Here is a 10,107-nt window from a genome sequence, read left to right as displayed (position 1 = left end):
TCCCTACTGGACCGGCGTGCCCGGCCAGTTCATCTGCTCGGCGTCGACACCACCGGGCAGCGGGGTGCACGGCATGTCCGGGCATCTCGCGGCCACGCTGGCGCTGCGTCGACTCGGCATCAAGCGCTAGCCGTCGCGGGACAAGGCGTTGGTGACAGCACTGCGTGAGGTCGGGTCTACGCGAAGTGTTGGAGTAGGTAGTCGTTGAGGCGACGGGTTGGTGCTGCTTGGGTTGTGGTGCTTCCCCCATGTCGGTGCCCCACCTGGATAAGCGCGTCGTCGACGGCACTCCGTATTTACTGTTCGGGCCATACGCGTCATTCAGCACGAAACTCCTCAAACACGGCCGGTGGACCGACTTCTTCACCACCATGCGCTGGCACAACCTGCACGTGATCACGGCCGCACTCATCCAGAATGTGGTGCTGATCAGGTACCTGATCACCCAGCTCGCCCGCCCGCGACGGAAGTTCACCCAGTTGCAGCGCTACTACCCCCCCTCGCCGATCCTGGCCAATGGGAACTCGTGGCGGCTGGTCAACGTGCGCAACTGATCACCCCTGATCGGCGCCGAATCGGTGTGATCCAACAGGGTACCGAACTCGTCGTCAGCGCCGACGGCACGATCGCCGGTCTGCTCGGCGCATCTCCAGGCGCATCCACAGCGGTTCGGATCATGCTCGACCTCCTGCAACGTTGCTTCCCCGAGCGATGGCATACCTCGTGGCATACCACCATGATGGAGGCCATCCCCGGCGCCGGGCGCGCAGGCTGGGATACGGCGGCCGTTGCCAACTCGACAAGGGCGACCGCCCGCGCCCTGCACCTGATCGCACGCCAGCTCGACCGATGACGCACGCCAACGTGGTGTCGTCGTACGGCTAACGGTCCTCGAAGCTGGCCAGCTTGGCGAGCATTGCGTTGTACGCGGCGAGGTCGGCGTCGTCGTCGCGGTCGGCGGCCCGGTCCATCCGCGTCGCGACCCGCTGATCGCTGCGCCGCCACTGGACGAGCAACGCGAGCAGCACCAGGACGAGCGGGACTTCACCTGCCGACCAGGCGATTCCACCGCCGAGTCGTTGATCGCCCAGCAGGTCGTTGTGCCAGCTCAGTTGCAGCGACTGGTAGAAGTTACCGGCCAGCACGGACTTGGTGCCCATGAGCACCACCCCGAATAAGGCGTGCAACGGCAGCGATGCGAACACCACCGCCAATTTGGCGATGGGTGGGATCGGTCGTGGCGTCGGGTCAACACCGATGACCACCCAATAGAAGAGGTAGCCGGTCACCAGGAAGTGTAGGTTCATCGCCACGTGCGCGGCGTGACTACTGGCCGCGACGTCGAAGATGCCGCCGAAGTACAGACCGTAGAAACCCGCGACGAAGATCACGGTGGCGACGATCGGGTTGGTCAGGATCCGCGACACCCGGCTGTGCAGGTCCGCCAGCAGCCACTCGCGCGGGCCGGGCGGATCGTCGCCGCCCGCGGCAGGCAGGGCACGCAGCGCCAAGGTCACGGGCGCCCCGAGCACCAGCAGCACGGGCACCATCATCGACAGGAGCATGTGCGCCGCCATGTGCATGCTGAACATCGCGGGCATGTAGCGACCGATCCCGGACGAGGTGGTGAACAAGAGCACCGCGGTTCCGCACAGCCAGGCGACGATCCGGCCCGTCGGCCAGGTGTCCCCTCGCTTGCGCAGCCGCCACGCACCCGCCAGATAGACACCGGCCAACACGATCGCGGCGGTACCGAAGATCAGGTCGAAGCGCCAGTCGAACAGAACGCGTGCGATGGTCGGCGGTCCCGCCAGGTCGTAGCCGATCTCGACCGCCGTCACCGACGGGTTGAAGACTGCGGGCGGCGGTGGCGGCGTGCGGCCCAACGCGACGGCGATGCCGAACGTCAACCCGAACACCCCGGCCTCGATCAGCGCTAGCCGGATCAATGGCCGTCGCGCATCGGGATCGACCCGCAGTGCGGCCACGCCGCGACGACGCTGCTGCCAGCCCAGGGCGCCGAGCAGGCACAGGGCGACCGCCTTACACACGACCAACCAGCCGTAACTGGTGTGGACGAGGTCCTCCAGGCGGATACGGACCAGGGCGTTCACCACGCCCGAGACGGCCATCGCCACGAAGCAACACAGGGCGACCGCGGAGAACCTGCGCGCGGCGACGTCGGCATGTTCGCCACCGCGAATGGCGTGCACCAGCAGCGCGAGCAGCCCGCCTGCCCAGATGGCGCCGGCGACGAGGTGGATGAACAGGCTGTTGGTGCCGAGGTCGTGGGACCCGCCAGCAGACGAGTGACCCGTCAGCGCCAGCGGCAGCAGCGTCACCAACGAGCCCACGAGCAGCAGCGGCGTCCACGACCAGCGCAGCACGGGAATGCTGAGGACCGTGACGATCGCGGCGAACAGGGCGGTCCAGCGCCACGAGCCTGCGACGTCGATGAGGCTCGCCACGGACCAGATGGCCGAGGGATCGAGACGGCTCGTAAGTGGCTGCCCGGTGATGTCGGAGACGGTTAGCGGCACGAGCATGGCCGCGCAGACGGCCCAGACGCCCGACGCGGCGGTGCCCAGCCGCAGCGCCCGGTAGCCCGACGCATCGAGGACGCCGTTGCGCTGTGGTGGAACCAGGAAGGCGGCGACGAGGAACGAGCCCACCGCCACGACCGCGGCGATCTCGCCGGCGGCCCTGAAGAACGGAAGTCCGTAGTTGGTGACCGGACCCGGGTCGGGCAGCCCCGTCGCGGTCAGCGCGTCGGCCAGCGACAGCGCGGCGATGCCCGCGGCGGTTGCACCGGCCAGCAGTCCGACGCCGAACAGGATCGGCCACACCGCAATGGTGCGAGCGCCTGCTCGCGCCTCGACCGTGGTCATGCCTACAGCGTATGGCGCGCGGCTGGCAGCACCGTCAGCCGCTCTGCTTGCGCTTGACCAGTTCGCGCACGAAGAACTGCTCGCGGGAGTACTGCTCTACCTTGTCCATGTCGCCGAGGATGCCGCGCAATTCGGCCAGGAACGCCGTGCGCCGCTCCTCGAGATCGGCGGCGGGCGCGAGCAGGTTCTGATCGGCCACCACCTGCCGCGCGGTGGCGAACAGCAGTGCGGACACCGACTCGTTGCTGCGCACCCGGTCCTGTGCGATGTATTGGCCGCCGACGCCCAGCGCGAGCTTGGTCAGATCCTTCTCGTCGATGTCGGGGGGCGTGTTTCTGAGCACGTCGGCGACGATCTCGTATGCCTCGATGAACGGACGCAGCATGGCCCCGGCGATCAGCGGGCGCTTGGCCCGCAGCATTGCGTCGACCTCGTCACCACCCACGGCGACGTGCTGTTCCCAGTCGTCGTGCCACGACATCTCCTCGGCGATGTGGGTCCGGAACGCCGCGGAGTCAGCGAAGTAGAACTCGAACTTCAAGAGGTCGCGCAGTCGCATCGCCTGCGCCCAGAACGCTTCGAGCCGATCCCCTTCGGCACGTCCCGCATAGACCAGTGACAATTCCACGATCGAAGTCTCGAGGAACGCGTGGATGAGGGTGTTCCTGTAGAACGCCGCCTCGTGTTCGTCCTCGGGTGCGATGCGCCAGACCGGCTCCCGGCCGCCGTCGATCCGGGTGACGGGGTGGCCACCGGAGAGCGCGTCGACGGCGGCTCGGACACCGTCGGTGGTGCGCAGCCGCAGCGCGCTGTTGGTCACCGGTGTCTTCGTTCGCTCCAGGTAGTCCAGCGAGTCCTGCAGCGTGTGGTGGAGCTGTCCGAGGGTGAGCGCGACACCGTTGGTGGTCAGGAGCAGCGCCGACACCAGCCCGGTGGCGTTGACGGGGGTGACGCGCAGTATGCGCCACGCCACTTCGAAGGCCATCTTCTGCATCGCCAGTCGTTTGGCGGCCTCGTCGGTGGTCATCACACCGTGTGGCTCACCGAGGTACTCGCGCATCGACACGGCTGCCGGAAAGCGGACGTAGATCTTGCCGTAGTTGCGGTCGCCCTGCGCCTTGATGAAGTTGTACAGCCAGGACAGACCCTCGGGTGTCTTCTCGCCGCCGCGCGCGTAGGCGGCGTACTCGGCGGTCTCGTGCAACTGGTCGAAGCTGATGGAGACCGGTTGCAGCAGGATGTCGTCGCTGCGCCCGTCAAGGTAGGCGTCGGCGACGTAGGCGAGCAGACCAAGCTTGGGCGGCAACATCTTTCCGGTCCGCGAGCGGGTGCCCTCGATCGACCAGCTGAGGTTGAACCGCTTTTCGACGATGTAGCCGACGAACTGCCTTAGCACGTACTTGTACAGAGGATCGTCGAGCTTGCGTCGGATGAAGATGGCGCCCGAGCGACGCATCAGCGGCCCCATGGCCCCGAATGACAGGTTGATGCCGGCGAACGTGTGGACGGGTGGCAGCCGGTTCTCCTGCATCGCCACCGGCACGATGACGCCGTCGAGGTAGGACCGGTGGGAGAACAGCAGCACCGCTGGGTGGTTCTCGAGCGCGGTGCGCATCACTTCGACCTCGGAGCGGTCATAGTCGATGTTGGGGTCGAAACCCCTGCTGAAGATCGCTCGCCCCAACGTGGGGATCAGGTCGACGGAGAACCGGCTCCAGCCCGTCGCGAGCTCGTCGAGCATGTCTCCGGCCGAATCCAGTGTCGCACCGGGAATCTGCTCAAGCCCTTCGCGAAAACGCGCCGACGCCAGCATCTCCGGCTTGATCAATCGTGGCGACTTGTACTCGGGGCCGAGCAGCCGCAGTTCGACGCGTTCGATCGCGAGTGCCGCCCGCCGCATGACGAACCGCGCGAAGTCGCGAGGATTCTCGGCGACCGTGGTGTCACTCCAGTTCTGCCGCAGCTCGGACACCTTCGCGGGCTCGCCAGCCACCACGCGGGCGCGGGTAGCGTCCTTGCGCAAGATGCTGCGCTGCAACAACTTCGGCGGGCGGTACGTGTCTCGACCACTGAGGAAGGCCACCACCTTGGAGCGGGTGGGCAGGCCGGCGGGAATCCAGAAGACGCGGGCCGGAACGACGGACCGGTCCTCGTCGACCTCGAGCAGCTCGACGAGGCGTGCGAGGACGGGTGGTGGTGGGTCGTCGTTGCCCGGAAGCTGCAGGACCTCGATGCGAGCGTCGGGGTGCGCCAGGCGCTGCGCCGCGAGCCAGTCGTCGAGCATCTGGACCTCGGCCGGCGAGTCCACCGACGCCAGCACCAACGCGTCGTGGGTGGGGATGAAGCTGTGCAGGGCGTCGGCGGTGACCTTCACGGTCGCCCCTTCTTGGCCGGATTCGCCTTGGCGGCAGCACTCTTGACGGGAGCCTTCTTGGCGGCCGCCTTCTTGACGGGAGCCTTCTTGGCAGGGGCCTTCCTGGCGGGCACCTTCTTGGCAGGCTTCGCGTCACGCTCGTACGGCGGCGCGCTGGGCAGTGCACCCTGCGGCCAGTGCCTGAGCGTGTCGAGGTAGAGCTGGCGAACCTCCGCGATGCGTTCGTTCAGGTTCTCGGTGGTCCAGTCGTCGACGGGAATCGGCGGAAACACCGCGACGTCGACGCTGCCGGAGTTGAACGTGCTCGAGTTGCGTTCGGCGATGACCTCCGCGTTGCGAATGACGATCGGCACGATCGGGATGCCCGTCGCCATGGCGATCCGGAAGGGCCCCTTCTTGAACTCCCCCACCTCGGTGGTGTCCAGGCGGGTGCCCTCTGGTGCAATGAGGATCGAAATCCCCTTGCGGGCAAGCTCTTCCACCTTGTGCAGGCTCTCGACCGCCGCCTTGGGATCGTCGCGGTCGATGAACGCCGCGTCCAATACCCTGCCGATGGTCCCCATCAAGGGGTCCTTCTCGAGCTCTTTCTTGCCGACCGAGGTGAAGTTGTCGCTGACCAGTCGGCCCGCAATGAAGGGGTCGGCCTGGTTGCGGTGGTTGAACAGGAAGACCGCCGGGCGTTCGGCCGTGAGGTTCTCTTCACCGTTGATGTTCAGGTCGATGCCGATCGACGTCATCAGAAGACGGCTCCACGTCGAGGTGAAGAAGTTGACGCCGGTGCGGCGGTTGCGCGTCAGGAGGCCGAGCCCGATGGCACCTGCCGCCGCGGGCACCAGCGAGGCGATGCCCGTCGCGGTGCGCAACTGTGCGACGGGGCTGCTCCCGCTGCGGCTGGTGAACTTGAGGATCGGCCAACCACGCTTGACGGCAACGGCTTCGAGCTTGCCGGCGGGGTTGGTGGGCCGTGGATTGCCGACGAGGTACATCAGCGCGACGTCCTCGTCGCCGTCGGCGTAGAAGTAACTCTTGCCCAGATCGACGCCGTTCTTCGCTGAGAAGGACTGCACCGCCCGCGCCTTGCCCGGTCCCCAGATGATCGGCCTGAGAACCTCGCCGGTGACGAGGCCATCGTCGTCGGTTTCGAACTTGTTGCTCAGGATGTTCTCGATGCCAAGGAATTTGGCGACGGGCTCGACCTGGACGGTGAGCGCCGACGAGCTGAGCACGACGGTGTGTCCGCGGGCCATGTGGGCATGCACCAGCCGGCGCATCTCTGGATAGATGCGCTTCTGGACGCTCTGGACGAACAGCCGCTCGCCGAGCTCGTCGAGGTCGCTCAGCGAGCTTCCGTGCAGCATGCGAGCGCCCTTGCCGATCAAGTCCTCGAACTCCGAGCGCCCCAGTTGATGGTTGAGCCCGGCCTGCACCATTCCCATGAACTCGCCGACACCCATCTGCCCACGCCGTAGCCGGTCCTGAGTCATGATCACGCCGGTGAAGCCGGCAACCAGAGTGCCGTCGAGGTCGAAGAACGCGCCTACCTCGGGCCCCGGGGGGCTGGCCTCGATCTCGGCGACCGACCCTGGGAGGCGCAGGATCACGTTGTCACCTCGGCGGGTGCCCTGTCCGTTATGCGAACTCATTGCGCGGCACTCCCATTGGCCGAGGTGGACACCGAGGTGGGCGAAGCGACGGGTTCGGGTGTGAACGACGCTGGGATTGACCGTCCGTCGCCACCGAGCGCGAGCACCTCGTCGAAGCCGGCCGGTAGGCACCGCGCCCACAGCGCCTCATCGGCAATCGCCGCGCGGTCATAGCGGGTGGTGACGGTGAAGTATCCGGCGCGCGACACCAGGACCACCATCATGGCGACGCCGGGCAGCGGTCCAATTCCGTAATGCCGCACGATCTTCGCACCCGCGATGAACGTGTCCCCCGGGTAGAGCGGGACGTTGCTGGCCTGGACGTCGGAGTTGACGACCGATCCCGCCACCGTCTCGAGAACCGAATCGGGAAGGAGGCTGATCAGCGGCGCCATCGCGCCGACCATGTCGATCGCACGCTCCTCGCGCTTGCGCATCATCTGGGCGCGCACCTTCAAGATGCGCTTCGTCGGGTCGACGACGCCGACCGGTGCCGCGAGGTTGACGCCGGCGAAGCGGTTGCCGCCCGCGGGATCGTCGTCCGAACGCAGGTTGACCGGAACCGCCATGGGCAGCGTCGCGATGGGGATGCCCTTGGCTTCGTGGTAGAGCCGCAGCGCCCCGCACAGCCCGGCGAGGTAGGCGTCGTTGATCGATCCGCCTGCCGCCTTCGAGGCCTTGTGCAGGTCGCTGAACTTGATGTCGATGGCCTCAGTGCGCGACGACAGGCTGCGCCTGCGCAGCAGCGGTGACGGCTCGGCCACCGGCCCCATCACCCGCGCACTGGACATGGCGTATTTGACGACGCCACCGACAGCGGAGACCGGATCGCGGACCGCCTTGCCGAGTGCGTACGCGGCGCCCCCGATCGCGCCGCGGATGCCGCCCACGATCGAGCCCGGCAGCCTGTTGATGCCCTCGCGCATCAGGTCGTTCGGCGAGAGATCCTCGGGGATCGGCAGCGGCGCCACCTCCGCCGGCGGCGGGTCACGTTCGAGGTCGTAGATGTTGGCGAACATTTCGATGGCACCGACTCCGTCGGTGATCGCGTGGCTGAGATGCAGCATCGTCGCGGCCTTGCCGTCGGCGAGACCCTCGACGAGGGTCGCGGTCCACAGCGGTCGCGAGATGTCCATCGGTGACTGCTGGGCGATCTCTGCGAGGTCCATCACCTCGCGCAGTGTGCCGGGCGCAGGCACACGGACCCGCCGCACGTGAAAGTCGAGGTTGAAGTCGGGATCGATCACCCACCGGGGAGCGGCAGTCGGCAAGGTCGGCATGACGACCTTCTGCCGGAGGCGGAGCACCTTGCGGGAGGCGTTCTCGAAGCGCGTGCGGAACCGCTCCCAGTCGGGTGTCGCATCGAGCAGTTCGACACCCATGATCCCCGAACGGGTGCGTGGGTTGGCCTCGCCGCGATGCAGCAATTGGTCGACCGCACTCAGTTCCTCGGGAAGTCCGGCCGCGTTGATATCCGGCGCCTTGCTCATCGCTTGCCGATCCCCTCATCCGTTTGCCGAGTGCTGGCTCCACGCTAGTCGGCGGCCTGTCGGTGCGAGTGCCTTTAGTAGTAGCCGTCATGGAGCTTGCGATGCCGCCGACTCAACCATCAACTGCGGGCGGCAGCACACGGAACGCGTCGGCGTACAAGGCGCCTGCCTGCTGGCCATTCCTGCTAGGGGTGATCCGCAGCGCAGCGTGACCGATGTCCCGTGCGCACCAGGGCGGACGTAGTAACAGTCGTCGGTCTCGGGACAGTAGATGCACACGAAATCGATGGCATCCTCGTCCATCGGTGTCGTGTTTGTCCCGTGCCTGTCCGCCCACATGGAACAGAACTGAACCTTGAGCGCCCCCGAACGCACTGACCGGTACTTCACCTGAAGGCGATGGAACTCGGCACTGGCGTAGGCGACGAGATCGAATGGCGTGTGCTCCGCCACCGGGATGAGAACCGTGAAACCCTTCCCACCAAGTCGGCATGCACCTTGGCCACGCCTAAGTCTCCCTTCTCCCTGGTTGGGTGCATTGCCATTGGCTCCAGGGTAGGGAATGACCCGTCCATCGGTCGGGGCCCATTCGCTAAGGTGGGTCCGCTGCCTCCGTAGCTCAGCGGATAGAGCAGCCGCCTTCTAAGCGGTTGGTCGCAGGTTCGATCCCTGCCGGGGGCGCTGGACAGAGTGGGGTATTTGGCCGTCTCTGCAAGCTGTCGTCGACGTTTGTTCGTCGTCCATGTCGGAATTGGGCCGTCTTCGACGGTCTTGTCGAGCAGGTCAGCGACCTGGCTGAATCCTGCCGCGTCTCATATGGAGGGGTCCTACGGCATGGACACCTTGGCGTGCCCGAGGTGGTCGGCACCGATACACGCCGACAGTCCCGCGTCGTCGATCAGCGTTGCCACCGTCTTGCGGAAGCTGTGCGGGCTACGTCTGGCACGCCCAGTTCGTCACGCGTTAGTCGCCACTGCCCAGCGAAGTTGTCGGGATCGCGCAACGTGCCACAGGCCGAGGGGAAGACGACCGACTGCCCTCCGAGAAACGGAGTTCGACGAACACCTCACCGACGAGTGTGCGTCAATCATCGATCGCCTCGCCGTTGATGTCGTGGCGACCCTAGTCGTGCATCGGTCGCACCGAATCGGCGCTGACGCCTTCTCCGCACGAGTGGCACACGTAGTCGATCTGCAGGGGCTGGCCGCATTCGTGAAGAAAGCCCCGCGGAGGCGTCGACCCGGAGGCCCAGTCGCGTCCCCACGCGCCGAGCGCCATCAAGACCGGCGCCAGGTGTTGACCCGATTCAGTCAAGTGGTAGTCGTAGCGCGGCGGGCGCTCGGAATACTGACGACGTTCGATGACGCCGTTTTCTTCGAGCTTGCGGAGCCGCTCGACCAGGATGTCGCGGGTGGCCCCGGTGAAGCCCGCGATTTGGTCGAATCGATGTGCGCCGTAGAGCATCTCGCGGATGGCGAGCAACGTCCACTTCTCGCCGAGCAAGGACAGCGCATCGGCGATCGAACAGTCCCGGGGTGCAACGGCTTCCGACGCCAACGAATCCAAGCCGTGCGACGTGCTCTCTGTGCCCATGCCACCCACTGTAGTCAGTAGTGTTCTCCAACGCTCCTGGTTCGCCGGTGTCACGGTCCTGCCGCCCGCCCGACGTGCGGTCCAGGCGGCAGGCCTCGCTTGGTGGACCAAGTGTGCCC

At 66.5% G+C, this 10,107-nt stretch carries 6 protein-coding genes, 1 tRNA gene and 2 pseudogenes; 2 read left to right on the top strand and 7 right to left on the bottom strand.

What is annotated here, in order from left to right:
* Positions 1-248: 248 nt before the first annotated feature.
* A pseudogene (locus tag QOI01_RS33450) lies at positions 249-853 on the top strand (malate:quinone oxidoreductase).
* 28 nt (positions 854-881) lie between these two features.
* Here the strand turns inward: QOI01_RS33450 and QOI01_RS33445 are convergent.
* The 5 genes from QOI01_RS33445 to QOI01_RS33425 form a co-directional block, all read right to left on the bottom strand.
* Positions 882-2,888, bottom strand: coding sequence for a bifunctional copper resistance protein CopD/cytochrome c oxidase assembly protein (locus tag QOI01_RS33445; RefSeq protein WP_526388084.1), 2,007 nt, complete (start codon positions 2,886-2,888; stop codon positions 882-884).
* 34 nt (positions 2,889-2,922) lie between these two features.
* A complete protein-coding gene (locus tag QOI01_RS33440; protein WP_526388082.1) occupies positions 2,923-5,262 on the bottom strand; it encodes a glycerol-3-phosphate 1-O-acyltransferase in 2,340 nt (779 codons plus the stop codon).
* On the bottom strand, positions 5,259-6,905 hold the full coding sequence (locus tag QOI01_RS33435; RefSeq protein WP_526388080.1) for an HAD-IB family hydrolase: 1,647 nt from the start codon (positions 6,903-6,905) through the stop codon (positions 5,259-5,261). The genes QOI01_RS33440 and QOI01_RS33435 overlap by 4 nt, the downstream gene beginning before the upstream one ends.
* Positions 6,902-8,395 carry a wax ester/triacylglycerol synthase family O-acyltransferase gene (locus tag QOI01_RS33430; RefSeq protein WP_526388078.1) on the bottom strand — a complete coding sequence of 498 codons (1,494 nt, stop codon included), beginning with the start codon at positions 8,393-8,395 and terminating at the stop codon, positions 6,902-6,904. Before QOI01_RS33430 ends, QOI01_RS33435 begins: the two co-directional genes overlap by 4 nt.
* Positions 8,396-8,482: 87 nt before the next feature.
* Entirely contained in the window at positions 8,483-8,848 is a 366-nt protein-coding gene (locus tag QOI01_RS33425; RefSeq protein WP_526388077.1) for a group I intron-associated PD-(D/E)XK endonuclease, read from the bottom strand.
* Positions 8,849-9,003: 155 nt separating this feature from the next.
* On the opposite strand from QOI01_RS33425, the gene QOI01_RS33420 reads away from it, so the two are divergent.
* Positions 9,004-9,076: transfer RNA gene (locus QOI01_RS33420), tRNA-Arg, on the top strand.
* A 77-nt stretch (positions 9,077-9,153) separates the two neighbouring features.
* Here QOI01_RS33420 and QOI01_RS33415 read toward each other — a convergent pair.
* Positions 9,154-9,443, bottom strand: a pseudogene (locus tag QOI01_RS33415) (tyrosine-type recombinase/integrase); the annotation flags it as partial.
* A 74-nt stretch (positions 9,444-9,517) separates the two neighbouring features.
* The gene (locus tag QOI01_RS33410) at positions 9,518-9,988 is read right to left on the bottom strand and encodes a winged helix-turn-helix transcriptional regulator (RefSeq protein WP_526388075.1); all 471 of its coding nucleotides are present in this window, start codon (positions 9,986-9,988) and stop codon (positions 9,518-9,520) included.
* Between the last annotated feature and the right edge of the window lie 119 nt (positions 9,989-10,107).

It is taken from the genome of Mycobacterium sp., from assembly GCF_032162605.1.
Lineage (GTDB): Bacteria > Actinomycetota > Actinomycetes > Mycobacteriales > Mycobacteriaceae > Mycobacterium.
Note: the sequence above shows the minus strand (reverse complement) of the source record. Positions and strands in the feature narration are given on the sequence as shown.